At 61.8% G+C, this 24,935-nt stretch carries 25 protein-coding genes; 13 read left to right on the top strand and 12 right to left on the bottom strand.

The genetic code is table 11. The features are described from left to right. Positions 1–125: 125 nt before the first annotated feature. Both ACODRZ_RS25140 and ACODRZ_RS25135 read right to left on the bottom strand, forming a co-directional pair. Positions 126–1,622: a PepSY-associated TM helix domain-containing protein gene (locus tag ACODRZ_RS25140; RefSeq protein WP_036529988.1), complete on the bottom strand. Its 1,497-nt coding sequence runs from the start codon at positions 1,620–1,622 to the stop codon at positions 126–128. Between the two features lie 3 nt (positions 1,623–1,625). Continuing rightward, entirely contained in the window at positions 1,626–2,195 is a 570-nt protein-coding gene (locus ACODRZ_RS25135; RefSeq protein ID WP_488972892.1) for a hypothetical protein, read from the bottom strand. A 100-nt stretch (positions 2,196–2,295) separates the two neighbouring features. Here ACODRZ_RS25135 and ACODRZ_RS25130 point away from each other — a divergent pair, with 100 nt between their 5' ends. Continuing rightward, complete coding sequence (locus ACODRZ_RS25130) at positions 2,296–4,575, top strand: TonB-dependent receptor (RefSeq protein WP_488972891.1); 2,280 nt, start codon at positions 2,296–2,298, stop codon at positions 4,573–4,575. A 297-nt stretch (positions 4,576–4,872) separates the two neighbouring features. Here the strand turns inward: ACODRZ_RS25130 and ACODRZ_RS25125 are convergent, their stop codons facing one another. From ACODRZ_RS25125 to ACODRZ_RS25115, 3 genes are read right to left on the bottom strand one after another with little or no spacing between them, the layout of a single operon-like run. Next, entirely contained in the window at positions 4,873–5,637 is a 765-nt protein-coding gene (locus tag ACODRZ_RS25125) for an SDR family oxidoreductase (RefSeq protein WP_036530003.1), read from the bottom strand. A gap of 29 nt (positions 5,638–5,666) precedes the next feature. Then, positions 5,667–6,218 carry a carboxymuconolactone decarboxylase family protein gene (locus ACODRZ_RS25120; protein WP_036530005.1) on the bottom strand — a complete coding sequence of 184 codons (552 nt, stop codon included), beginning with the start codon at positions 6,216–6,218 and terminating at the stop codon, positions 5,667–5,669. A gap of 25 nt (positions 6,219–6,243) precedes the next feature. Next, entirely contained in the window at positions 6,244–7,047 is an 804-nt protein-coding gene (locus ACODRZ_RS25115; protein WP_036530006.1) for an SDR family NAD(P)-dependent oxidoreductase, read from the bottom strand. A gap of 117 nt (positions 7,048–7,164) precedes the next feature. On the opposite strand from ACODRZ_RS25115, the gene ACODRZ_RS25110 reads away from it, so the two are divergent. Beyond that, on the top strand, positions 7,165–8,106 hold the full coding sequence (locus ACODRZ_RS25110; protein ID WP_036530007.1) for a GlxA family transcriptional regulator: 942 nt from the start codon (positions 7,165–7,167) through the stop codon (positions 8,104–8,106). 9 nt (positions 8,107–8,115) lie between these two features. On the opposite strand, the gene ACODRZ_RS25105 is transcribed toward ACODRZ_RS25110, so the two are convergent. Next, positions 8,116–8,427 (bottom strand): putative quinol monooxygenase, encoded by a 312-nt coding sequence (locus ACODRZ_RS25105; RefSeq protein WP_036530008.1) that lies wholly within the window; start codon positions 8,425–8,427, stop codon positions 8,116–8,118. After that, positions 8,420–9,445 carry a zinc-binding alcohol dehydrogenase family protein gene (locus ACODRZ_RS25100; protein WP_036530009.1) on the bottom strand — a complete coding sequence of 342 codons (1,026 nt, stop codon included), beginning with the start codon at positions 9,443–9,445 and terminating at the stop codon, positions 8,420–8,422. Before ACODRZ_RS25100 ends, ACODRZ_RS25105 begins: the two co-directional genes overlap by 8 nt. 101 nt (positions 9,446–9,546) lie before the next feature. On the opposite strand from ACODRZ_RS25100, the gene ACODRZ_RS25095 reads away from it, so the two are divergent. After that, positions 9,547–9,894 (top strand): winged helix-turn-helix transcriptional regulator, encoded by a 348-nt coding sequence (locus tag ACODRZ_RS25095; protein ID WP_036530010.1) that lies wholly within the window; start codon positions 9,547–9,549, stop codon positions 9,892–9,894. 404 nt (positions 9,895–10,298) lie between these two features. Here the strand turns inward: ACODRZ_RS25095 and ACODRZ_RS25090 are convergent, their stop codons facing one another. From ACODRZ_RS25090 to ACODRZ_RS25075, 4 genes are all read right to left on the bottom strand, one after another. Next, positions 10,299–12,812, bottom strand: coding sequence for an ATP-binding protein (locus ACODRZ_RS25090; protein ID WP_051587198.1), 2,514 nt, complete (start codon positions 12,810–12,812; stop codon positions 10,299–10,301). Positions 12,813–12,871: 59 nt separating this feature from the next. Continuing rightward, complete coding sequence (locus ACODRZ_RS25085; RefSeq protein WP_162177433.1) at positions 12,872–13,402, bottom strand: GAF domain-containing protein; 531 nt, start codon at positions 13,400–13,402, stop codon at positions 12,872–12,874. 574 nt (positions 13,403–13,976) lie between these two features. Next, a complete protein-coding gene (locus tag ACODRZ_RS25080) occupies positions 13,977–14,870 on the bottom strand; it encodes an SDR family oxidoreductase (RefSeq protein ID WP_488972890.1) in 894 nt (297 codons plus the stop codon). Between the two features lie 46 nt (positions 14,871–14,916). Next, positions 14,917–15,558, bottom strand: a complete 642-nt coding sequence (locus ACODRZ_RS25075; protein ID WP_488972889.1) for a DUF4142 domain-containing protein — start codon at positions 15,556–15,558, stop codon at positions 14,917–14,919. Positions 15,559–15,626: 68 nt separating this feature from the next. On the opposite strand from ACODRZ_RS25075, the gene ACODRZ_RS25070 reads away from it, so the two are divergent. The 4 genes from ACODRZ_RS25070 to ACODRZ_RS25055 all read left to right on the top strand — a co-directional run bounded on the left by ACODRZ_RS25070 (position 15,627) and on the right by ACODRZ_RS25055 (position 18,684). Continuing rightward, a complete protein-coding gene (locus ACODRZ_RS25070; protein WP_036530016.1) occupies positions 15,627–16,067 on the top strand; it encodes a DUF3597 domain-containing protein in 441 nt (146 codons plus the stop codon). Positions 16,068–16,230: 163 nt separating this feature from the next. Then, on the top strand, positions 16,231–16,407 hold the full coding sequence (locus ACODRZ_RS25065; RefSeq protein WP_185998971.1) for a hypothetical protein: 177 nt from the start codon (positions 16,231–16,233) through the stop codon (positions 16,405–16,407). 109 nt (positions 16,408–16,516) lie between these two features. Then, positions 16,517–18,175, top strand: a complete 1,659-nt coding sequence (locus ACODRZ_RS25060) for an FAD/NAD(P)-binding protein (RefSeq protein WP_488972888.1) — start codon at positions 16,517–16,519, stop codon at positions 18,173–18,175. Then, on the top strand, positions 18,172–18,684 hold the full coding sequence (locus ACODRZ_RS25055) for a DUF1543 domain-containing protein (RefSeq protein WP_036530018.1): 513 nt from the start codon (positions 18,172–18,174) through the stop codon (positions 18,682–18,684). The genes ACODRZ_RS25060 and ACODRZ_RS25055 overlap by 4 nt, the downstream gene beginning before the upstream one ends. A gap of 53 nt (positions 18,685–18,737) precedes the next feature. Here ACODRZ_RS25055 and ACODRZ_RS25050 read toward each other — a convergent pair whose 3' ends face one another. Next, positions 18,738–18,989, bottom strand: a complete 252-nt coding sequence (locus ACODRZ_RS25050) for a hypothetical protein (protein ID WP_488972887.1) — start codon at positions 18,987–18,989, stop codon at positions 18,738–18,740. 245 nt (positions 18,990–19,234) lie between these two features. Here ACODRZ_RS25050 and ACODRZ_RS25045 point away from each other — a divergent pair, with 245 nt between their 5' ends. From ACODRZ_RS25045 to ACODRZ_RS25020, 6 genes are all read left to right on the top strand, one after another. After that, the gene (locus ACODRZ_RS25045; protein ID WP_036530020.1) at positions 19,235–20,053 is read left to right on the top strand and encodes an alpha/beta fold hydrolase; all 819 of its coding nucleotides are present in this window, start codon (positions 19,235–19,237) and stop codon (positions 20,051–20,053) included. 267 nt (positions 20,054–20,320) lie between these two features. Beyond that, positions 20,321–21,079, top strand: a complete 759-nt coding sequence (locus ACODRZ_RS25040) for a hypothetical protein (RefSeq protein WP_036530021.1) — start codon at positions 20,321–20,323, stop codon at positions 21,077–21,079. Between the two features lie 39 nt (positions 21,080–21,118). Beyond that, positions 21,119–22,507 carry an NAD-dependent succinate-semialdehyde dehydrogenase gene (locus ACODRZ_RS25035; protein WP_036530022.1) on the top strand — a complete coding sequence of 463 codons (1,389 nt, stop codon included), beginning with the start codon at positions 21,119–21,121 and terminating at the stop codon, positions 22,505–22,507. 8 nt (positions 22,508–22,515) lie between these two features. Further along, positions 22,516–23,610, top strand: a complete 1,095-nt coding sequence (locus tag ACODRZ_RS25030; protein ID WP_036530023.1) for an alkene reductase — start codon at positions 22,516–22,518, stop codon at positions 23,608–23,610. A 98-nt stretch (positions 23,611–23,708) separates the two neighbouring features. Beyond that, entirely contained in the window at positions 23,709–24,002 is a 294-nt protein-coding gene (locus ACODRZ_RS25025) for a hypothetical protein (RefSeq protein WP_036530024.1), read from the top strand. A 39-nt stretch (positions 24,003–24,041) separates the two neighbouring features. Further along, positions 24,042–24,605, top strand: a complete 564-nt coding sequence (locus ACODRZ_RS25020) for a flavin reductase family protein (RefSeq protein ID WP_231958450.1) — start codon at positions 24,042–24,044, stop codon at positions 24,603–24,605. Positions 24,606–24,935: the final 330 nt, after the last annotated feature.

The raw sequence follows: 24,935 nt of genomic DNA, 5'->3' as shown, positions 1-24,935 counted from the left end.
TACATATAACACGCTACGATGCACCATGCGCCCTCCCGCGAAGCGGGTTCGTGCAAGGGTCGTGAGCCGTATGTCACCGATAAGTGGCTACATCACTGATGAGACGCGCGATGGGAGACATTAAATCATCCAATTGGCACGCACGAGGGCTTCAGGCTCAATTTCGCACGCGTCGCCGAGGGAATGTAGAGCATACCTAGCGCCAAGGTCAGCCAGAGCAGGTCGATGCCATTTGAAGTGGCATTATCCAATCCATTGATCGCCATGTGGATGGCCGCCAGCGCCGCCAGAGCGGCGCCTGCAGCGAAGCGTAGCACCTTGGCGGGCTGCACGGCGCGGGGCAAGGCCAGCACCGCGATCCAGACCAGCAGCGTCGCACTCCAGTATACCGGCAGCGCGGCAGCAACATCCGGGACTTCGCCGATGGCGGCCAGCGTCAGGGCCAGCGGCTGGCCCCACAGCAGCCCTGCCCAAAGCCGCTCCAGCCGGGGCGCGGGGCGGCCCTGATCGCGGCGGCGCGCCAGCCACACATTGCCCCCGGTGGCAACGATCAGCGTCAGTCCGCCGCCGAGCAGAACATAGATCACTTTGAGCGGCAGCCCGCCGTAAGTCCCGTAATGCAGGGGCGTCAGCATGCCGTAGATGCGCATGCCGAAGTTGCCATCCGTGAAGCCCGCCTTCTGCTTCAGCCTGCCCTCCGGGGTGAACACATAGCTTTCCGCGCGCGTCAGATAGCCCGGCGCGGCGACCGAGACGGTCACCTGCTGTCCGGCGGTGCCGACATGTTCGAAGCGCAACTGGCTGACGCGCGCGCCGGGCGTCTGCGTCTCGATCAGGGCCAGCATTGGGCGGATGTCGGGCAGCGGAGCGGGGCGCGTGTCCTCGCTCGCCTGCGGACCCAGCAGCGAGGCGATGGCGCGGGTCTGGTCGCCCTTGAAGGCGATCATCGCCAGCCCGAAGATGATGAGTCCCGACAGCCCCAGCAGCGAGCCGGTCAGCGAGACGATGAGGTGGAACGGCAGCGCCCAGACGCCGATGCGGTTGTGCAGGTCCGCATTGGTCAGGCGCCTGCTGCCACCCCAGCGCAGGCGGAACGCGTCCTTGAGGATGCGCCGGTGCGCGAGGATGCCGGTGAATAGGCTGGCCAGCAGGATCGTGCCGAAGATGCCCACCAGATAGCGCCCCAGCGCGCCGGGCACAGTGAGGTTGAAGTGCAGGGTCTGGACGAATTCGACCCACGGTACGTTGAGGCCCCGGCCCAGCCGTCCGGCCGCGTCGGCGCTCCATTCGCGGTGATCGCCTGCCTCGCCCCCTTCGCCATAGGCAAACACCGTGAGCACCGGCAGTTCCGGCGTCGGGGCGTTGATGAAGATGTCGTGCGCGACACCGGCGGATTTCGCCTTGTCATAAGCCTGCTCGCTCACGCGCTGGAGCAGTTCGGGCGTCGCATCGCGCACGATCGCGGCCTGCGGACGCTCCCAGATCGTCAGTTGGTCTACGAGCACGATCAGCGAGCCGGACAGGCACAGCATGTAGATAACCGCGCCGAAGATCACACCGATCAGGCCGTGTCCGTCGAGCATGGCGCGGGTGAAGCTGTTGGAAATCCGAAAGGGAACCATGGCTCAGGCCCCCGCCAGTACGGTCAGGCCGATGCCCGCGGCGCCGATCGCGACGAACGAGGCGGCCTGCACGGCAAGGCGGCGCTGGCAAACGACCCAGCCGATGCCGATCGCCCAGAGCGTGGGCACGATCAGCCCCGCCAGGATCAACCGCGTCTGCTCCGCCATCGGCGTGCGCGTGGCGATGACGACCGCGATGCCCATCGCCGCGATCAGGCCGAGCGGCCCTGCTACCAGCACGCGCAGGGTGCCGAGGCCATAGCGGCGCCAGCGGGAGTACGCGGTAGGCGCGCCTTCCCGCGCGCCGCGTTCGCGCGCAGGCCGGTCGACGCGGCGCTCCATGCGGCTGAGGATGAATCCGAACGCGACCAGCGCGGCCGTCTCCAATGCAAGCGGAATGCCCATTTCGGCGCCGAAGCGCCAGATCCACAAAGCCGTAGAGGCGCTCCATGCTGCCAGCGCCACGCCCGCGCGCACCCGCATGTCGGCGCCGTGTTTCCAACCGTGCCACAGCGCGAAAAGCCCGCCCAGCGACGCCAGCAGCGCGATGGCGATGAAGACCCCGTCCAGCATGTATTCCCCCGTTCCCCCGATGCGGCCGTCGTTAGCTATAATGCTATTGACTCGCAATATGTATTCTTTGTAACCGCCCTGTTACATTTTGGGGGACATCATGAAATCCGTACGACCGCTTCTGGCGATGCTGCTGCTCGCCGGTTCCACCACTGCCTATGCGCAGTCGGAAGCCGCTCCGGCCGCCGCGCCGCGCGATGAAAACGAGATCGTCGTCACCGGCGAAAAGGCCAATCGCACGCTGCAGGACACGCCTGCCAGCGTGCAGGTGGTGACGGCAGAGACCATCGCCGCGCAGAACCTCAACAGCGTCTACGACGTTCTGGAGCGCACGCCGAACCTGGCGGTGAACGGGCGGCGCGACAGCTTCTCGATCCGCGGCATCGACGCCTTCAATGTATCCGGCGGGGGCGACGGGGCACTGGCGAGCGTCTATCTGGACGGCGCGGTGCTGCCGCGCTCGGCGCTGACGGTAGGGCCGCTGGATCTCTACGACATCGCGCAGGTGGAGGTGTTTCGCGGTCCGCAGTCGACGGTGCAGGGGCGCAACGCGCTGGCGGGCGCGATCATCATCCGCACCGCCGACCCGACGCACCGGTGGACCGGCAAGGCCCGCGCGCTGATGACCGACAAGGCGGGCGAACGCCGGCTGGGCGGTGCCATCGGCGGGCCGATCCTGGCCGACCAGCTGGCATTCCGCATCGCCGGGGAGGTCGTCCGCTCAGACGGCCTGATCTTCAACGCCACGACCAACAAGGATGCCGACCGCCGCGAATCGGAAACCCTTCGCGGCAAGCTGCTGTTCACGCCCACCGCGATCCCCGCCCTGCGCGTCGTCGCCACGTACATGCATGACCGGCACCAGCGCGGCACGATGTACAGCGAGTTCGACGCGCCTTACGCCATCCGCGACCGCATCGCGACCGAGGACGTGATGGACAGGCAGTCGACCAGAAGCGACATCGGCACGCTCGATATCGGCTACGACCTTGGCGGCGGCTTCAACCTGAACGCGGTGACGAACTACAGCAAGATCCTCTACCGTTCGATTGCCGATCCGGGCCGCAATGCTGCCCCGGGCCAGACCAGCCGGGTCACCGATCCCAGCAAGACCTTCCAGCAGGAGCTGCGCCTCAACATCGATCTCGACTGGGTGCAGGGTCTCGTCGGCGCCTATTACCTGCGTGAAGACAACCGCGATTACTTCTTCGAGGCGACGCAGGTGCTGCAGCTGACGCGCCTCGGCGTCGATCGCCAGTTGCGGGCGCTCGGGCTGCCGCAGCAGACGGTGAACGCGGTGATCGGTCTCTACAACAACGAGGCGCCGATCCGGAACAGCCTCTCGCAGCCGCGCCTGACCAAAAACTATGCCGGGTTCACCGACCTTGCCTTTCCGATTACCACGAAGCTGAAGCTTCGGGTGGGCCTGCGCTACGATCATGAGACGCAGAACCGCGGTTCGATGCAGACCGTGGTGATCGACCGCGACCTGCCCGATCCCGCCAACCTGCCAATCCCGGCGCTGGCGCCGATCGTCACCCGGCTCAATGCGCTGCTGCGCCAGACCGCCGCCAATGCCACCGTGATCGAGCCTGTGCGGGACATCAGCTACGACGCCTGGCTGCCCAAGGCGGGCCTGACCTATGACTTCACCGACGACCTCGCGTTCAGCGCCACGGCGCAGCGCGGCTACCGTGCGGGCGGCGCGGGCCTCAACCAACAGCGCGGCGAGGCGTATTCATTTGGCCCGGAATATACCTGGAACTACGAAGTCGCGCTAAGGTCGCAGTGGCTGGACAAGCGGCTGACGGTGAACGCCAATGCCTACTGGATCGACTGGACCGACCAGCAGGTCGCCGTGCGCCTCAGCCCCGGCGCGGTGTTCGACACGCAGACCGTCAACGCGGGCAAGTCACGCCTCTACGGTTTCGAGCTGGAACTGAGCGGACGGCCGACCAATACGCTTAACCTCTATGCCGGGGCGGGCTACAGTAATACGAAGTTCACCGATTTCGACGTGACCGTGGGCGAGCTTTCCGCCAGCGCGCAGGGTAACGAGTTCGCCAATGCGCCGCGCTGGACGCTGTCGGGCGGGGCGACATGGCGCCATCCGGGCGGGATCACCGCCAACGTCAATGCCAACTATCGCAGCGCCGTCTATCAGGACACCGTCGATCAGCCGTTCCGCGATCTGCCCGGGCGCACGATCGTCAATGCCAAGCTGGGCTGGCAGGGCGAGAATTTCGGGGCATACCTGATCGTCTTGAACCTGTTCGACGTCCAGAAGCCCTCGGTCTTCTTCCTCGACTTCGACGGGCGCACGCGCGGTCTACTGACCGATCCACGCACCTTCGGCCTCAGCTTCGAAGGCAGGTTCTAGCGGCGTCGCAGGGAGTGAACCCCATCATGCAATCGCCCATTCGGAAAGGGGCTTTCAACCAAAACAGGAGCAGAATCATCATACGGGCCGCTATTGTGCGGACATTGCCTTAAAGCCCAATATTAGACCTCATCGCATGCGAAATGTTCCACCTCTGAGGTTTGGTTGGGAGAGGTTTTTGATCGTCACCTGCCGGAAAAGCAGACCGTCAGCACCTGGGGATCAAAAATCGGATGCTGAGCTTCCACTAAGGGTCGGTGGATGAAACGGGACTGACAGGAGCCCCGTTTCAGATTCTCATGCCGCGACCGGGATTGGATTATCCGCAACGCTTTGATTGAAAGCATAAACCAGCGCATGTTCCTGCGCGCCAGGATTGTCGCGCAGCGGCTTTACCGCATCGACCAGCACTTCTGGATCATCCATTTCAAGCGCCACCAGCGTCTGTTCGATGAAGTCGTCGAGCGGCATCGCGCGCGGATCACCGCTTTTGTAGATCAGGTCGGTATCGACCCATGGCGGAGCGATCTCTTGGACCCGCACGCTGCTGTCGCGAAGTTGGAAGCGCTGTGACAGAGCGTAAGAATGCAGCGCTGCCTTGGTTGCCGAATAGATGGCGTTCGTCGCGAGTGGCACAAAGGCAAGCACGCTGGTGGTATAGAGGATAGTGGCTTCGGGCTGAGCCTTGAGCTGTTCGATCAGCGCCGATGTCATGCGGATCGGTCCCAGCAGATTGGTAGTGACGAGCCCCAGTGCCATGCCGTCGTCGATTTTTGCTGCCGCATCGTCGAAAGGCATGATCCCCGCATTGTTCAGCAGCACATTGGTCGCTGGGAAATCGCGCATGACCGCTTCGGCGGCATGAGCGATGCTGGCCGGGTCGGTGATATCCAGTTCGATCGCAGCCATGCCGGGATTGGCGGCCGTGACTTCGTCCAGCAGAGCGCGGCGGCGCCCGGAGATGATGACCTGGTTGCCGCGCTTATGCAGCGCTTCGGCCAGGGCGCGGCCGATGCCGCTGGTGCCGCCAGTGATGAAGATGGTGTTGCCGGTGAGTTTCATCGATTCTGTCCTTCTCTCTGATCGCAGGATCAGGCGGCGGTAGTTCCGACGCGAGCGACGCGCGGGAAGTCGAGGCTGGTGCCGACGATGTTGTTGATGCTGTTGGTCAGGATGCTGACCGCGACATGGGCGATCGTTTCCAGTATCTCGGCGTCGCTCAGGCCGGAGGCCCGGGCCCGATCCAGAACGGCCGTGCCAGCGCGCCCATGATCGGCGTTCACGTCCAGCGCCAGCGCAAGGATCGTTGCGGCATGGCCATCACTGGCCTCGCCGCGCTGGGCATCGGCGAGGTCGGTCGCGGACAGGCCCGCCGCACGCCCGGCCCCCGTGTGGGCGGCAAGGCAATAGTCGCAGCCATTGGCAGCCGCGACGGCAATGGCGATCTGTTCCTGAACCTTTGCGGGGATCACGCCCTCGGCGAGCGCGCCGCGTCCATCCCAGTAGACATCCAGCACAGCCGGGGCCTGTGCCATGACACGGAAGAGGTTGGGCACCTTGCCCATCCGGGCCTTCGCCTCGCGGAAGATGGCGGCGGTGTCGGGCGTGGCATCGGCATCGGAAAGAGGAGTAATGGTCGACATGATCTTGTTCCTTCTTGAAGAGAGTTCAGGCCGCTGTGCGGGCGGCAAGGCCGAAGCGGGCGGCGGGCGTGCTGGCGGACAACTGGGGGCCAAGAGCGGCGCGGGCGGCTTCGAACGCATCCCAGAGGGCGCCGTCGGCGAGCGCAGGGATCGTGCTGAGCTCGCCGCGATCGAACCCGACCAGCGCGGCATCGACCATGTCCTCGGCGCGCATCACGATTTCCGTAGGCAGGTTTTCGACCGGCAGACCGCCGATTGCCCAGAAATCAGTGGCGGTGGCGCCGGGCAGGACCGACTGGATACGGACACCCTTGTCACCCAGTTCCTTGTGAAGCGACTGGCTGAAGGCCTGAACGAAGGCCTTTGAGCCGCCATAGACGCCGTTCAGTGTTTCAGGCGTAATGGCCACGATCGAGGCAATGTTGATAATCGCGCCCCGTTCGCGCGCCACAAAGGCGGGAGCGGCGGCATAGGCCAGCCGCATGGGGGCGGTGACGTTGAGCCGGACCATCGCCTCCATGCGGTCGACATCGCTTTCCAGCAGGCTGCTGTGCGTCCCGACACCGGCATTGTTGACCAGCATGGTGATGCTGGCGTCGCTGCGCAGCACCGCCTCGACCCGGGCGAGGTCTGCGCTGTCGCCAAGGTCAGCCGCGATAACCTCGACCGCGCGGCCGGTTTCGTCAGAGAGGCTGGCGGCGAGTGATTGCAGCTTGCCTTGGTTGCGCGCAACAAGGATCAGGTCGTAACCGCGACGGGCGAGGCGATCGGCATAGATGGCGCCGATCCCGCTGGATGCGCCGGTGATGAGGGCAGTTCCATGCGACATGGGATGTTCCTTTTTCGACAAGCAGTCGGTGACTTTCGACACCCCATTTATGGATCGGATGGACCTTGTCTTAAATGACGTATAACGACATGATTCAGGACATATGGAGATGAAGCGATGCCGCATGTCGCGATGGTGCTGACACCGGGCTTCCAGTTTCTGGCGTTGGGCGTGCAGGCTGCCTTCGAACTCGCCAATGTCGTGGTGGAAGAACCTTTCTACACGCTCGGCATCTACTCGATTGACGGCGGGCCGGTCGCCTCATCCAGTGGGTTCGATGTGCCAACTGTGCCTCTTGGCAAGGCCGGGCCGGTCGATACGCTTCTGTTGATGGCTGGCTTGATGCCGCCGCCGTTGCAGGATGCGAAAGCTCTGTCCGCGCTTCATGCCGCCGCGCTGCCCGCACGGCGCATTGCCGGGCTTTGCACCGGCGCCTTTCTGCTGGCGCAGATGGGGCTGCTCGATGGCCGCCGCGCCACGACGCATTGGGCCTATGCGCGGATGATGCGCGATGGCTTTCCGAATATCCGCGTCGAGGAGGATCGCATATTCATCAACGAGGGATCTGTCTGGACATCGGCCGGACTGACCGCCGGGCTGGATGTCGTGGTCGCCATGGTGGAGAAGGATCTGGGGGCGGACGTCGCGCGATCGGTTGCCCGCCGGCTGGTGATGCATCACCGCCGCGCTGGCGGCCAATCGCAGCACAGCGAGATGCTGGACCTGGCTCCCAGCAGTGATCGCATCCAGAAGGCCCTCGTTCACGCCCGCAGTCATCTGCAAAATCCCCTGACGGTCGAGGAACTGGCAGAGGTGGCGGCACTTTCCCCGCGCCAGTTCAGCCGGGCCTTCCGTGCAGAAACCGGGCAGTCGCCGGCCAAGGCTGTCGAACAGCTTAGGCTCGAGGCGGCCCGGCTTCTGCTGGAAGATACGCGCCACAGCCTGGAAGCGGTGGCGCGTGAGGTTGGCTTCATCGATCTGCGCCGTATGCGCGAGGTGTTCATGCGCAACTATGGACAGCCGCCTCAGGCCCTGCGCCGGTTGATGCGCACGGCCTGAGGCATCGGCTCAACCGATCCGCCGCAATCGCTCAAGTGACGGCGGCGCAGCGAGCAGGTGCTCGAAGCGAGCGGCAAGCCCGGTAAAGGCTGGTGCAGCGGCATGGGTATCCAGCGCAGCCTGATCCGCCCATGCCTCGATCATGACGATCACGCCCGGCTCATCGCGGCTCTCATGGGCGAGATAGGCGATGCAGCCGGGCTCTGAGCGGACCTGTGGCAATATCGCCTTGATCGCGCGCGCCAGTTCGTCCGCCTTGCCCACCTGCGGCACCAGGCGCGCGACTAGATGCACGGTGGCATCGGCCGCCGCATCATTCATGCTGCCAGCCTTCCAGGACGATCTTGCCGCGCGTGGTCGCGCTTTCGATCTGGCGGTGGGCGGCGATCAGATTGGCCGCATTGATCGGCGACAATGTCTGGGTCAGCGTGGTCCTGATCGCGCCCTGATCCACCAGCTTGGCGACCTCGTCGAGCAGCCGCCCCTGTTCTGCGACATCGGGCGTATCGAACAGCGAGCGGGTGAACATCAGTTCCCAATGGACCGAAACGGCTTTCCGCTTGAAAGCGATAATGTCGAGGCTGGCGGGATCGTCGATGAGCGCGAAGCGCCCCTGCGGCGCGATCAGTTCGGCAATGTCGGCCAGATGGTGGTCGGTATGCGTGGTCGAGAAGACGAAGGCTGGTGCATCAAGCCCAAGAGCCGCGATCTGCGGTGCCATGGGCTGGCTATGGTCGATGACATGATGCGCGCCCAGGCCGCGTACCCAGTCCTGCGTTTCGGGGCGCGAGGCAGTGGCGATGACCGTGAGGTCGGTTCCCGCCCGTGCGATCTGGATCGCAACCGAGCCGACGCCGCCCGCGCCACCGATGATCAGCAGGTTGGCCGGCTCTTGTCCCACCTTGTCCTGCACCCGCAGGCGATCGAACAATGCCTCCCAGGCGGTGATCGCGGTCAGCGGCAAGGCGGCGGCTTCGGCCACTGAAAGCGTGGAGGGCGCGCGTCCAACAATGCGCTCGTCGACGAGTTGATACTGGGCATTGCTGCCATCGCGGGCGATGTTTCCGGCGTAGAAAACCGGGTCGCCGACCTTGAAACGGGTGACATCCGGACCAACGGCCTCGACGATGCCCGCCGCGTCCCAGCCCAATATGCGCTCTGCTCTGCCCTCAAAGGGCGGGGCACCGGCGCGGACCTTGGTATCGACGGGATTGACCGATACCGCCTGCACCGCAACCAGCAGATCGCGGCCTGCGGCAACGGGACGTGGCAATTCGACATCCACGAGCGCGTCTGGTCGGTCGAGGACGCCCGCCTGATGATAAGCAATGGCACGCATGAGAGTACTTCCTTTTGCAGTTGCCTTGCCTATGTGGTCACAGTGCATTCCCATGCGATACGCACAAATATCGCCTATAGTGTCGAAAAGGATACCGTCTCTTGGCCAAGCTGCGCCATTCCCGCCTGGACTGCACGCCCGGCTGCGCGGTGGAGGCCGCCATCAGCCTGATCGACGGCAAGTGGAAGGCGGTGATCCTTTATCATCTGCAGGACGGGCCCGTCCGTTTCAACGAGTTGCGGCGTCGTAGCGGAAGCGTGACGCAGCGCATGCTCACGAACCAACTGCGCGAACTGGAAACCGATGGACTGATCGAGCGCGAGGTATTCGCGCAAGTGCCGCCCCGGGTGGAATATCGCCTTTCGGAGCGTGGAGGCACCCTTCTACCGATAATCGAGGCGCTCAAGACATGGGGCGATGCGAACATGGATTTGTTCGCTCGGCGATAGATGATGGGCCCTTGCGGGAACTTGTAAGCGGACAGTCGTTAGCTGAAAGCGAAAAATCGGTGATTGAACGGCAGCAAAAGGTAGACGGCGGGTCGGCAGCCACGTGCCCTGTTCGGCAGCATCAGCCACTTCGATGCAATCCCCAGAAGCTGCCGTCTCCGCCTAACCCGTCAGCCGGTATGAGCCGCCGTCTCTGCGGCGTAGCCCTTGAGCTTGCCTAACGGCTGCTCCTCCTCAGCAGTAGTGTCGGGCGATGTCTGCCGCTCCTGTTCGCAATTCAGCTCGGCACCCAGCAAATTTGCCACAAACGCGCTCTTCAACAGTGGGCGGCTGGAGCCGGGAATGTCGGTTCCGACAAAGCCGGGCGTGGGGACGTCAGGTGCCCGGCGGCCAAGTCGAGTGTATCAAGCAGAAGGGACGCCAATGATCATGTCGTGGACCTTCAATGCCAATGCGTCCGCTGCAAACGGCTTTGTCATCATGTCCATGCCCCCACCTAGAAAGTCCGATCGTATCGCGGCATTCTGCGCGTATCCGGTGATAAAAAGCACTTTGAGCTCTGGTCGTACCTCGCGGGCGATCTCCGCCAATTGGCGGCCGTTCATTCCCGGCAGACCGACATCGGTGACCAGAAGATCGATGCGTTCGTCCGATTGCAGCAGTGGAAGGGCCGATGTTGCGTCGGTGGCCTCGATGGCGTTGTAGCATAGTTCACGAAGGACTTCAGTAACGACGAGGCGCACCGAAGGATCATCCTCTACGACCATTACGGCCTCACCGCTCCCGAGCGGGAACTGGGCCTCGCGCCGCTTCACGACTTCCTTTTCGCCATGGCTGCGAGGTACGAACAGCTTGACCGTGGTCCCAAAGCCAAGCTCGCTGTAAATACGAACATGTCCACCTGACTGCTGGGCAAAGCCGTAGATCATCGAGAGGCCAAGTCCGGTGCCCTGACCGACAGGTTTGGTTGTGAAGAACGGCTCGAACACCTTTTCGATCGTCGATGGGGCCATACCGATCCCGGTGTCGCTGACGCTCAGGATTACGTACTGGCCTGGCTCAAGGCCCGGATGATCTCGGGTGTAATGTTCATCAAGATAGGTATTGTCGGTCTCGATGATGAGGCGGCCACCGTCGGGCATCGCATCTCGGGCGTTGATGCACAAATTGAGCAACGCACTTTCAAGCTGGTTGGTGTCGGTGGAAGCTGCCCACAGATCGGCCTGGAAATGCGTCTCCAACACCGTCTGCTCGCCGAGTGTCCGCTCGAGCAACTCGCTCATGCCGGAGACCAGACCATTGATGTCTGTAGGTTTCAGATCGAGTGATTGCCGTCTGCCGAACGCCAGCAGTCGCGACGTGAGCGCAGCCGCGCGCTGAGCGGAAGCATTACCGGCATTGATGTATCGATCGACCCGGTCAAACCTGCCGGCAGCGATATTGCGCTGGATCAGATCGAGACTGCCGACGATCCCGGTGAGCATGTTGTTGAAGTCGTGCGCGATGCCGCCGGTCAACTGTCCTATTGCTTCCAACTTCTGGCTGTGCCGCAGTGCCTCCTGCGCAGCCTCCAGCTCAATCTTGCGCGCATTGGTTTCGGTGAGATCGCGGCCAACCGCTACGAAGTTGATGCCATCGGGTTCCGGTGCGGCGGTCCATTCGATGCTTTTCCAACTGCCGCCCTGCGCGGCGATGCGGTTTTCGAAGCGTGCAGGCTCACGTGATTGCGCCATCCGCGCGATGACCTCCAGTGAATGTGCCACATCGTCCGGATGGATGATGGCGGTATACTCGCGGGTAAGCAGATCGTTCTCACTCCAGCCCAGCACCCGCGTCCAGGCGGGATTCACCGCCGACATCATTCCTGCGAAGTCCGCGCGCGCAAGCATATCCTGCGACAAATCCCATAGCCGGTCGCGCTCCGCACGGGCACGTTCGATGGCCGATTTGACGCGCTCGCCGACTTCCTGGACGAGCATCTCCTCCGCCTGGCTCCAGACGCGCGGCGTCGCGTTCTGCACCGCGAGGAGACCCACCCACTGCTCCTCCTCGAACAACACAACGTCGATGAAAGCGCCGACCTCCCTGGCAGTCAGGCCTTCGCGAGCGGGGGCACTCAGCCGATCGTCGCCGGGGACATCATAGACGACCACCGGAGCCCCGTTGCGATAGGCAGCCAGCAGATCAGGCCCAAACGAGGCAAGCGAATGGACGCCCGCGATCGAGCCGACACTGCGTGAATAATCGCGCTCAACGGTCATCATGCCGCTGCTCGTGATCTCGGCATAGAAGACCCGGCTGGCATCGAGCAGTTCACCGACGCGAATTGCGGCAAGATTGGTGATCTCGGCGGGCGTTTTGAGCGACCGCAGATCGTCGGAGAGGGAAAGGAGGAACGCGCTGCGCCGCTGCGCCGCAACCCGTTCGGTCGTCTCGGAGAGGATGCAGATGACGCCCGCAGGATTTCCCTCTGCATCGGGAACTGGCGAGTAGTCGAGATCCATCCAGACCTGCTCGGGTGCTCCATTGCGCAGCAGCATCATTTGCTGGTCGCGGTAGTGCGCGGTCTCGCCTGAAAGACCTTTCCTGATCACTGCATCGTTGAACGCGGCGACCTCGGGCCAGCTTTCACGAACTGCTGAGCCGAGAGAATCCGGGTGGCGACCACCTGCGAAGTTCGAATAGGCATCATTGTAGAGCATGACGCCGATCTGTCCCCACATCATCACCATGGGGACGCGCGAGCGCAGTAAGAGCGAAAGAGCGCTGGTGAGGCACTGAGGCCATTGCGCTATGGGCCCCAGAGAGGTTGTAGACCAATCTCGGTCTGCAATCAGTTCTGCGCAGACGCCGCCGCCCTGCAGGAACGGGAATGCTGTCTTTGTAGGGGTAAGGTCGAAAATCGGCGCAGTGAACATGGAACGGGACCCTGAAGCCGCTTTCGGATTGCCGGTGTGGCAAGGTGGCGCGCGCTTGTTTATGGGCAAGGCATAGCCGAATTCGCGCCTATCTGGAAATCTCGTTCTACCCGCTTCCCTACATACATCGCTGCATGAATTCGTCCCGATCTTCCTTCAGGACGTGTCCGGGTATCCAATATGCAAAGCGTACCGATCGCGAGCCCTGCCTGATTTTTAAGCAATGCGCCGGCATAGAATCGAATGCCGCCCGCCGCGTCGACCAGGGGATTGGCCGCGAACCGGCTGTCCTTCGTCGCATCGCGAATTTCCAGGAAATCCTCCTCCAGAATCGCGTGAGCGCAAAAGGAGGTATCGAGCGGGGTTTCTCGAACGCCAAGACCCATTTCAGCCTTGAACCACTGTCGATCATCTCCAACGAGATTGACGACTGCGATCGGCGCCGCGCAAACCGCAGCGGCCAGTTTCACAACATCATCGAACTGCTGTTCGCGCGGGGTATCGAGAATATCATATTCGGCAAGCACCGCACTGCGGCCCGGTAAATGAGCATCGGGAAAACAAAAAAATTCGTTTTGTGCGTTGCTCAAATCACGGCTCCATGCGCTAGACCGATCTGTCAGCTGCTGAAGATCTATAGCCGCGGCTCCGGTACCATCGCCACATATAAAACGCCGCAAACCATGACTGGCAGTCGCTGCATGGCCGAGGCCCTTTCCACGCGAAAGTCGAGGTTGGCCGCACATTCTTGACAACCCGTATGATGATCGGGCCGCAGCCGGGAAAAAGCCCGGCACCTGATTTCAGGGCCGGGCAAGTTGAGTAGGGCGGTTGAGCCCTTCGGGTCGCGACGCAGCCATACCGCAGGAATATGTATATCAGAAGGCAATTCAGATCGTTCATCCGAATTAGATGGAATTGTTAATTTCGCTCAGAGAATTTCACTGTGAAAATGTAACGTATTCGTAAAAATCCAGGCAGTTAAGTTATGTGTGAAGGACGGTGGGCGTTGTGGGGCCGGGTGCTACCGATACCCAACGCTCTGACGCCACCGTGCATCGCATGCGACGAGCTTTCATGGGGCGCGCATTCAAAGCCCCGGCGGGAGTACCACTACACTACTGCCGCCGGCCCACCCCCACACTCTATCGAGCATCTATCGTTTCAGGCGATCCCAGCGCCGCCGGTCACGCCGAAGACTTCGCCGGTGATGTAGCTGCCCTCTTGCGAAGCGAGCAGGACGTAAACTGGTGCAATCTCCACGGGCTGACCGGGCCTACCGAAACGACTGTGCTCGCCGAAATGCGCAACCATTTCCTGAGGCTGTCCGCCGCTTGCCTGAAGCACGGTCCAGAACGGTCCCGGTGCTACCACGTTGGCCCGTATGCCCTTTTCCACCAGTTGCTTCGCCAATGCTTTGGTGTAGGCGACAATGCCTGCCTTGGTGGTCGCATAGTCGAGCAGGATGTCCGATGGCTCATAGGCCTGCACCGAGGCCGTGGTGATGACCGAGGCGCCGACCGGGAGATGGGGAACCGCCGCCTGCGTGATCCAGTGCAGGGCGTAGAGGTTGGTCTTGATGGTCTTGTCAAAATCATCAGACGTGACTTCGCCAACATTCTCACGCCACTGCTGACGGCCCGCATTAATGACAAGAATGTCGATCCCTCCAAGGCCCTTCACCGCGTCCTCTACGAGCTGACGGCTCCAGGCCTCGTCGCTTACGTCGCCGGGCAGCGCTATGGCCTTGCCGCCCGCCTCCTCGATCAGGGCGAGAACTTCGCGCGCATCCTCCTCTTCGCTCGGCAGATAGGCGATGGCGACGTCCGCGCCCTCGCGCGCAAAGGCGATCGCAGCCGCACGGCCAATCCCGGAATCGCCACCAGTGACAAGCGCTTTGCGCCCCTTGAGCTTGCTCGCGCCGATGTAACTTTCCTCACCGTGATCAGGTCGAGGCTCCAGTTTGCCTGCGATGCCTGGACGCGGCTGCGGTCGTTTGGGAAAGGGAGGCTTGGGGTATTGGGTGCGGGGGTCCTGCATCGTCAGCCGGTCGGGCATGATCGCTCCTTGGGTCTATGAGAATCTACGGGCGGGGCGAGCTTCGTCAGAGGGCCTTCGCCATATTGAGGTGAGCGGTGACGGTGGGGACCAATTTGGTTGCGAATGTCTTGAGGGATGCCTGATCGCCACCGGCTGCATAACCTTTGAGCGTATCCAGCGTGGCCTGGTGAGCGCTCACCTGAGCCTTGGCATAGGCCTCATCGAACACGGCGCCTGTTCTGCTTCGGAGGTCGGTAAGCTGCGCATCCTGAGCCGCGGTCATGCGCGGGGCCGGGGTGATCGGCGGAGTGGCCGCCGCCGCGGCTGCGGTCAGCTTCTTGGTAGATTCGGTATGGGCCTTGATCATCTGCTCGGCAAAGGTCTTCACCTTGGCGGACTGAGCCTTTTCGGCTGCGAGCTTCGATGCCTCGATTTCGAACATGTCGCTCGCAGCCGCTATGTTGGCAAAGACCTGTGCCGGGCTTTCTGCCGAAGTCGCCCCGGCTTCGTTCATGGCATCTGCAGCCGGCGTGGAGGTCATTTCGTTAGCAGGCTCAGCGTCCTTCTTGTTGCAGGCACTGAGGCTGAGAACAGCCAGGGATGCTGCCATGAGCGCGTTGTGCTTGATCACGATGTTTGCTCCGCGTTGAGTGGTGGGGAATGAGGGCTGAACGATCGGCAGCACGAAGCCGTTCCGTTCAACCATCGACGTGCTGACGCGTTTGAGGGTCTCACCATCGCGTTATCAACCGCGCCATTGTCGAGGAGAGGAGCATGAGCATCTTCGGAAATATCCTGAACAAGATCTTCCATCATGGGACCGAGAAGAAGGCCGATCCTGCAGCCGACGTGGGCGGGCCCAAGTCTGCTCCGGCACCTTCGCCGACGTCCCCTCATCCAGTGTCTGCGGCCCCATCGCCTACACCCGCAGGCCCCGTTGCGGCAGCGCAACCTTCAGTCGACGTCGGCGCAGTGTTAGAAGCCATGGCCTCGATGAAGGCGGACCATGGCGGCAATTACCGCACGTCCATCGTTGATCTCCTCAAGCTTCTCGACCTCGACTCCAGTCTCGCCGCACGCAAAGAGCTTGGGCAGGAACTGGACGTCCATGTCGGAGCGGATGGCACAGCGGAGCAAAACATCGCGCTGCATCGGGCGGTTATGGACAAGCTGGCTAGCAATGGCGGCATCGTCCCGGATACCTTGCGCGGCTGAACATGTATAAACAGTAGCGGCGCGTTCGATGTACTCCCGTTGCAGGACGAGGTGAATCTCTCCTTTGCGATGAGTAGAGCAGCGTTTTTGGAACTGTTTCTGTCCCTCGCGCACTTTCATCCTGCAAGGATCTGCAAAATGCGGACTAGTGCAGGAGATGATCATGAGCATTGAAGGTAAGGCGAAGGAAGCGGCCGGCTACGTCAAGGAGGAGCTCAACGAGCACGGCAAGTCCCCCGAGAGCCAGAAGAAGGCGCAGGAAGGCCGCGACCTGCGTAACGAAGGTCGGATTGAGGATGGCAAGCCGCCGAAGACCTCCGAGCCCGGCACCGGGCAGTGACCAAGGAACCCCCGCTTCGGCGGGGGTTTTCTTTCACCAGCCATCATCTCGGCGAACATCGGCGCTTGCCTGTTTCATGCGGATATCCGGGGGTTGTATGACGTGTTCTGTGGCTATCGTGGGCGCTGGCCCTACCGCCATCTACACCTTGAACGCCTTGCTCGCGCTGCAGCCCGCACCCTTCGAGCTCACCATTTTCGAAAAGCAGCCGTTCATCGGCAAAGGCACTCCCTACCGCCCTGGTTGGAACGATCCGGCGATGCTTTCCAATATCGCCAGCATCGAGATACCGCCGCTGGCGACAAGCCTCGTCGCATGGCTGCACGCGCAGAGTTCAGTGCGGCTCGCGGACATGCACATCGACCAGGCTGCCATCGATGACCGGACATTCTATCCACGCGTGGTCTTGGGCGAATTTTTCTCCGAACAGATGCAAATGCTGCTGGAGCAGGCCGCCTCTCAGGGGGTCGTCGTGACCGTGCGCACACGGTGCGAAGTGCTCGATGCCGTCAGCGGGCCTGACGGAATGACCTTGCGCGTCCAGCCCCATCGCGGCGAATGCTTCGAAACCACCTTCGACCACGTCATCCTTGCCACCGGGCATCAATGGCCGGAGCAACCCGAGGTCAGCCCGGGGTATTTCGCCAGTCCCTGGCCGGCGAGCGAGATCGAGAAGATCCCGGCGACCCATGTCGGTATTCGGGGCTCGTCGCTCACCGCCATCGACGCTGCTGTTGCCCTGGCCATCGCACATGGCGATTTCGTGGAGGCTGAACACGGCGGCATCACCTATGTCCCTGCGCCAGGCACTGAAGATTTCCGGATGACGATGCTGTCGCGCAAAGGCCTGCTGCCGGAGGCCGATTTCTATTTTCCGATTCCCTATGAGCCTTTGTCGATCTGTACCGCAGAAGCGATCAACGAGCTCATCGACGCCGATGATCCTTTGCTTCTGGACCGGACGTTCGAGTTGTTCAAACGGGAGCTTGCCGCAGCGGATGCGTCGTACGCGCAAGAAACGCGTCTCGCATCGCTCAACCTTGAAGATTTCTGCGAAGGTTACTTCAGCCAGCGCCTGGCCACCGACCCTTTCGAATGGGCTCGGCATAATCTTGCAGAAGCGCAGCGCAACTACGAACGACATCATGTGGTAGCATGGCGCTATGCGATCCTGCGCATGCATGAAGTGATCGAAGGCATCGTCCCCTATCTCAGCGACTGCGACTTCCTGCGATTTTCGCGGTACCTCAAGACCGTCTTCATCGATGACTACGCGACCGTGCCCCATGAATCGATTTTGCGCATGCTCGCCCTCCATGAGGCCGGAAAGCTAGAGGTGATCGCAGTCGGAGAGGACTACCAGATTGATCCGCACGGCGTCTTGAGCGGGGCGCTACTGACATATGGCTCGACAAGATTCCATTTTCCGGTCTTCATTGAAGCGACCGGCCAGCGCGTACTTTCTGCCAAGGATTTCCCCTTTCCCTCGCTTCGCGAGCAGGGGATCGTCCATGACGTCGATGCCTCGACCGAACACGGTCCTCTGCGCGGTATCGCCATCGACGACCGGTTTCACCCCATCTCCTCGCAGATCCCGGCAGACCAGCTTTTCTGCGTCAGCCTTCCTTTCATCTTGGGGCGGCACCCGTTCGTGCAGGGGATCACAAGCTCACATGAGATTGGCCAGATCGTGGCCGCTGAACTGGTCGCCGCACTCGGCCGCCGATGTGACACCGACGAGGAAGTGAAGGAATTGGACGAGCGATGAAGCTTTTCGCAATCTACATTGGCGGCGAACACCCCTGCGCGAATATCGAGGTGCACGATGTGCGCTTTGTGCTCGCCGACAGCATCGAAGGGGCGTTCCCAATCCTGCGGGAACAATGGTGGGGTGTGCCCAGAAGCCTGCATGTCGATTGCTGGGCCGAGGTCACCGAAGCGGATGGCTTTGCGATCTCACTGAGGCCCGAGCCCTTCGAAGGGGAGGAAAAGCTCTATTTTGTTAATCTGGGCGGCTACCAACCGAAAGAGTTCGCCGAGCGGCATCGCAACGTCTTCGTGGTTGCGCATAGTGGATCAAAGGCGAAATACCGTGCGTTGAAAATGGTGAAGGACTGGATCGACCCGCACAAGGACGATCTCTACGAGGCCGAGCACGCCTATTGCCTGAGCGACGAACCGGTGGGCGAGCGCCTTTTCGTGCACCTCACGCCAATCGACCGCCACGAGCAACCAGAGTTCACCTGTCGCTACATACCGATCAGAAAGGCGAGTTGAGGGAGCCTCCCCCTTTGCGTTGAGATGCGCCGTAGGCGCTTTACCCGTCGCGGCTACTCATCTTCCTCGGGAAAAATCGGATCGCGCTGCGTCCCCGACTGTACGCCCGCTTCTCGCAGAGCGCGGTCGTCCGCTCGACCTTTTTGCGCTTGAGTGGGGTTTGCCCCCATTCCTCCGCTTGCTTGAAGATCCGGGCCGGGATCCCGGCGCTCGGCCTCCAGCGAGCGTATGCCTTCGGCTGTATCGTCCGGGGCTTCGGATGGGGCGACCCGCTCCTTGCGCGGTTCGTGCTGCACGCTTTCCATGACTGTCTCCAGACTTCTTGATCGTGGAAAGCCCGACAGGCGTGCTGCGTTTCCAGGGTCCGAGAGATTGGTGCTGGTTCGTGGCTTACTCGCGATAACGCGCCGCGAAACCGCCTGACGGTTTTGGCTAGACGATGGAACGGCGTGTCTTCAGCGCCTGCGGCTGGGAAAGCGACGAGCGGAGTGAACCATCACAGTCTGTCACGGTTAGGTCAGCAGGCGATCTACGCCAAGGAGCGTTCTGAATGGCTTTCATTGAAGCAAAAGACGGCACCAGCCTTCACGTCAAGGACATGGGTCAAGGTAAGCCGGTGGTCCTCATTCATGGCTGGCCTTTGACCGGCGACATGTTCGAGTACCAGACCTTGGCCCTTCTCGAAGCAGGGTGCCGGGTTATCACCTATGACCGGCGCGGGTTCGGGCAGTCCGGGCATGGTGCCTCCGGCTACGATTACGACACCTTCGCAGACGATCTTGCAGCGGTTCTGGACGAACTCACCCTCGACAATGTCACCCTAGTCGGCTTCTCGATGGGCGGCGGCGAGATCGCGCGGTATCTGTCGCGTCATGGCGCAGCCCGGATCGCAAAGGTGGCGCTGGTGAGCAGCGTGGTGCCCTATCTGCTCAAGGGAAGTGATAATCCTGATGGTGTCGACGAGAGCGTCTTCGACACCATGAAAGCGCAGATTCGTGAAGACCGGTTCGCATTCTTGCAGGACTTTGCAAAACAGTTCTACGGAGTCGGTTTCATCTCGAGCCCTGTTAGCCAGGGGATCCTCGACTGGAGCTTCCTGCTGGGCGCAATGGCGAGCCCGAAGGCTACCGTCGATTGCATCGACGCATTCGGAAAGACCGATTTTCGGCCTGACCTTGCCTCCTTCACCGTCCCCACCCTTATCATCCATGGCACCGCTGACAAGACGGTCCCCATCGATCCTTCCGGGAAGGCTGCGGCGGCGGGCATACCGAGCGCCGAGTTCATCGAATACGATGGCGAACCGCACGGTCTGTTCGCAACGGCACCTACGAGGCTGAACGACGACCTTATTCGTTTCATCGGCTGATAGCGAGGGCCGGGTTTCGACTGCGAGATCCGGCTCCACGCCGGAAAAAGATCCAGATCGGCCAGCAGCGCGAGATTTCGGTCGGCCAATTAGCCCCAACACCATTGGGGTTATGAAGGGTCGGCGCGATAGTCCGAATTCGTTCGGACGGTCCCACCCCTGCAAGGCTTCGTCCCTCCGCCTGCTGGTCATCGGAACGAAGATCGATGCAGACGCTTGGACTGCCATGCCCCAACTCATCCTCGAGCAGCAAAGAGCAGCCCAGGCATGAAACACCTTGCCGAGAGCTTCTGGAATTTTCGCGGCTCCTTCAGGGTCGCGAAGGTTTTCGACGTTGGGACGCACATGTCCCTCGTTCGCAAGGCCGACGGTCAGTTTACTTTGATCGACAGCTATGCGGTGTCGGGTGATGAGCGCGAGGCGCTGATGAGCCTCACGAACAACGGGCGGGCCATCGACACCATCATCAACGTGCACCCGTTTCATACCCTGCATTGTACCGCTGCCCATGAAATCGCTCCGCACGCGCGCCTCTACGGCACGCAGCGACACCGGGAGCAGGCGCCCGAACTGCCTTGGGAGCGGGACGTGATGGAAGACCCGGCAACCCAGGAACGGTTCGACGATCTGGATTTTTCCGTGCCAGCGGGCCTCGATCTGGTGACGGCTGACGACAGCGTGCATGCCTCCTCGGTTCTCGTGCGTCACCGCCCCAGCGGTATTGTCCATGTCGACGATACCTTGATGGTCCTCGCCGCCCCCGGCATGCTGGGAAATATCTTGCCGCAGTCGCGCCTGCGCTTTCATCCGATGCTCGCCAAGGCGCTGCAGCAGCGCTCAAGAGCTGCCGACGATTTCGCGGCATGGGCACAGGCCTTGGCGCGCGAATGGGCTTCGACACGCATCGTCTGCGCGGCGCATTCGGCGGTGCGACAACTTGAACCTGGCGGATGGCATGCGGAGCTGACCCATGCGCTTTCGGCGATCCGCAAGACACTCGACCATCACCGTGCGCAGCACGGCTGATGTGAGCACTATCCTTCCCTTACCGAAAGAATCCAAACTATGAGCGACAAGCAAATCCGCACGATCAATCCGCTGACCGAGGACGTCATTGCGACGTATTCCCTCATGTCGGACGAGGAAGCTGCGGCGACCGTCTCGGCGTGCCACGAGGCGTTTCTCGAATGGCGTCTGCGCAGTCTCGAAGACCGGGCCGGCGTGATTGCCGCCATCGGCCAAGAACTGCGCGATTCCAAGGAGGAATTCGCCGCGCTGATGACCCGCGAGGTCGGCAAGCTGATCGGTGACAGCCGCAGCGAAGTCGATCTCGTCGCTGCGATCTGCGACTATACCGCCAAGCAGGGCCCCGCGGTCCTCGCTGACGAGGAGCGATCCGCCGACGGTGCGACAGCTTATGTCGCTCATGCCCCTATCGGCGTCGTCTACGGCATCCAGCCTTGGAATTTTCCTGCGTATCAGGCGGTGCGCTATTCGATCGCCAGCCTGATGGCCGGTAACGGGGTACTGCTAAAGCATGCCGAAAGCTGCACCGGCAGCGGCCTGTTCCTGCGCGATCTCTATGAGCGGGCGGGTCTGCCCAAGGGCCTGTTCGGTGTGCTGCTGATCTCTCACGAGCAGTCCGACACGGTGATCGAAAACGATCTCGTGCGTGCTGTCACCCTGACCGGCAGCGACAAGGCAGGGCGAGCGGTCGCCGCCAAGGCCGGCGCGCTCGTCAAGAAGACCGTATTGGAGCTGGGATCGAACGACGCATACCTCGTCCTCGACGATGCAGACATCGACCTGGCCGTCGAGACGTGTGTTGCGGGACGCATCTACAACAACGGGCAGACTTGCGTGAACGCCAAGCGATTCATCGTTACCGACAGGAACCATGAAGCCTTCGTGGAGGCATACGTCGAAAAGTTCCGCGCCATTGCCATGGGCGATCCCACCGACGAGAAGACCGCGCTTGGCCCGCTGGTCAGCAAGGCCCAGCGTGACAAACTGCACGAACAGGTCGAGGAGAGCGTCGCCAAGGGCGCGCGCGTGCTTGTGGGTGGTCAGGTTCCTGACCGAACCGGATGGTTCTATCCCGCCACGGTTCTGGTCGATGTTGCGCCCGGGCAGCCTGCCTATGACGACGAACTGTTCGGTCCTGCCGCTTCAATCATTCGGGCCAAAGATGATGAGGATGCCATGCAGATCGCCAACGACAGCCGCTATGGCCTTGGCGGAGGTATCTTCAGCCGCGATGTCGAGCGCGCTCGCGAACTGGCTGCAAAGCACTTCGACACCGGCATGATCTTCATCAACACTTTCGACGTCGCCTCTCCCGATCTCCCTTTCGGCGGGGTCAAGACATCAGGCTATGGGCGCGAACATGGCCCTGAAGGGCTGAAGGAATTCGTCAACGTCAAATCCATCAAGATCGGCACCACCGCAAAGTGAGGAATATCATGACCGGACATTCCAATCTGTTCGAACCTTTGCGGCTCGGCGCGTTCGAGTTGCCCAACCGCGTCCTCATGGCCCCGCTGACACGCAGCCGGGCCCATGCGGACGGGACGCCCGGGGAACTCGCCGTCACATATTATCGTCAGCGTGCTTCGGCGGGGCTCATCATTTCCGAGGCGACCCAGATTTCGCCGATGGGTAAAGGGTACATAGACACGCCCGGCATCCACAGCGAAGCTCATGTCGAAGGGTGGAAGGCTGTCATCGAAGCAGTCCATGCTGCTGGGGGTCGGATCTTCTGCCAGCTTTGGCATGTCGGGCGGATCAGCCACACATCCCTTCTGCCGGGCGGCGCGCAACCGGTTTCCGCCAGCGCGGTCCGCGCCAAGGCCCAGACCTTCACAGCCGATGGCCTCACCGACACCTCCGAGCCGGTCGCGCTGGATGCCGATGGTATTGCAGCCACCCTCGATGATTACGAGACTGCGGCGCGCTATGCCAAAGCGGCCGGGTTCGATGGTGTGGAAGTGCACTCGGCCAATGGGTACCTGCTCGACCAGTTTCTGCAGGACGGTACCAACCAGCGCGAGGACGACTACGGCGGCTCGATCGAGAACCGCCAGCGTTTTTTGCGCGAGGTGATGGAGCGCGTCCTTTCCGTGTTCCCCGCTGATCGCGTCGGAGTTCGGCTCTCCCCGCTTGGACAGGCGAACGACATGAGCGACAGCAACCCTGAAGCTACCTTCTCATCGGCTTATTGCATGCTGGCAGGACACGGGCTCGCCTATCTGCACGCAATCGAGCAGTTTACCGGGCAGGATACCGACGAGGATCAGCGCGCGCTACTGAAGCGAGTGCGAACTCTTTATGACGGGGTCTATATCGGCAATGGCGATTACGATGCCGACCGCGCCAGCGCAGCGATCGCCGCACAAGAGGCTGATGCCATAAGTTTTGGACGGTCGTTTCTCGCCAACCCGGACCTGCCCGAGCGTTTGCGCGTGGGTGCCGAACTGAACGCACCTGACAAGGATACGTTCTACGGAGGCGGCGCGAAAGGATACGTCGACTACCCCGCTTTGCCCCACATTCATTGATCGATAGCCTGATCGTGCAGCGCGGGGACAGAATCGCGCTGTTCTTTCGGACCAGTTCTCGGGAGCTGCAGTCCGTCGCCAGATAAAGGAGGATAAACATGCCTAAAGGTGACAAGAGCAGCTACACGGACAAACAGAAGCGCCGGGCCGAGCATATCGAGGAAAGCTACGAAAAGCGCGGCACCCCCAAGAAAGAAGCTGAAAGCCGGGCCTGGGCGACCGTCAACAAGGAAAGCGGCGGTGGGAAAAAGTCCGGCTCGGGCCGAGGCAAGCCGGAAAATCGCAGCGCATCCTCTCGCGGCGGCAAGGCGCACAAGTCAGGCTCTTCAGAGCAGCGATCGGCTGCGGCTCGCAAGGGCTGGGAGACGCGGCGCCGCAACGGCAACGCATGACCGTCTCCTTTGTAGAACGCGATGTTGCCGGGGGTGCCTGTGGTTGAAAAACACGACCTGCCGGTACACCGGGCACGTGCCTTTCTCGAACCCGGCTCGATCTTGCTGGTGACATCTTGTCATGACGGCGAGCGCAATGTGATGACCATGGGTTGGCATATGGTGCTGGAGTTTACGCCTTCCCTTGTCGGCTGCATGATCTCTGCCGGCAATCATAGTTTCGAGCTGATACGTCAAAGCGCAGAATGTGTGCTGAACCTGCCAACCCTCGACATGCTCGACGCTGTCGTCGGGATCGGCAATTGTTCGGGCCGGGACAAAGACAAGTTCGCTGGGTTTAACCTTGATGTGCAGGCCGCCGACCACATCAGAGCTCCGTTGCTCACCGCGTGTCACGCGAACTTCGAGTGCCGACTGGCGGACGACCGGATGGTCAAGGACTACAATCTCTTCATATTCGAAATCGTAAAGGCGCACGTCGCGCCTCAGCCCAAGCACCCCAGAACGCTGCATTACACCGGGGACGGAGTGTTTGTTGTCGCGGGAAAAACAGTGAGCCGGCGCAGTGATTTTCGTCCAGAACTGCTTGGCAACGGCCGCTAAGAGCCCCAGCCTTGGTTCCGGAAAGATTTAGGCGTGCGCACGTCCCTTGGTGTAAGCGCCGGTTGAACACCCGGCGCAATAACGGATCCATTCAGTGGGATCGCGCAAGCGGCAGGCAGCAAAGAGCTTGATCGTTTTAGCTTATTGATCGACATATACCCATCTTGCTCGACCAAAACGTTCCGTCTGCTAAAGGCCCAGTCTTGGGCATTCAGAATAGGAAAGCAGACCGACCGCACCCGGGCGCGCAAAATCGGCGGCTGAACGGCCGAGAAGGTGAAGGGTTTCGGGCGCTTGCGTACGAAAGCCTCCCATGCAGGAACCCGCGGG

Source organism: Novosphingobium sp. FG90 (assembly GCF_057808725.1).
Note: the sequence above shows the minus strand (reverse complement) of the source record. Positions and strands in the feature narration are given on the sequence as shown.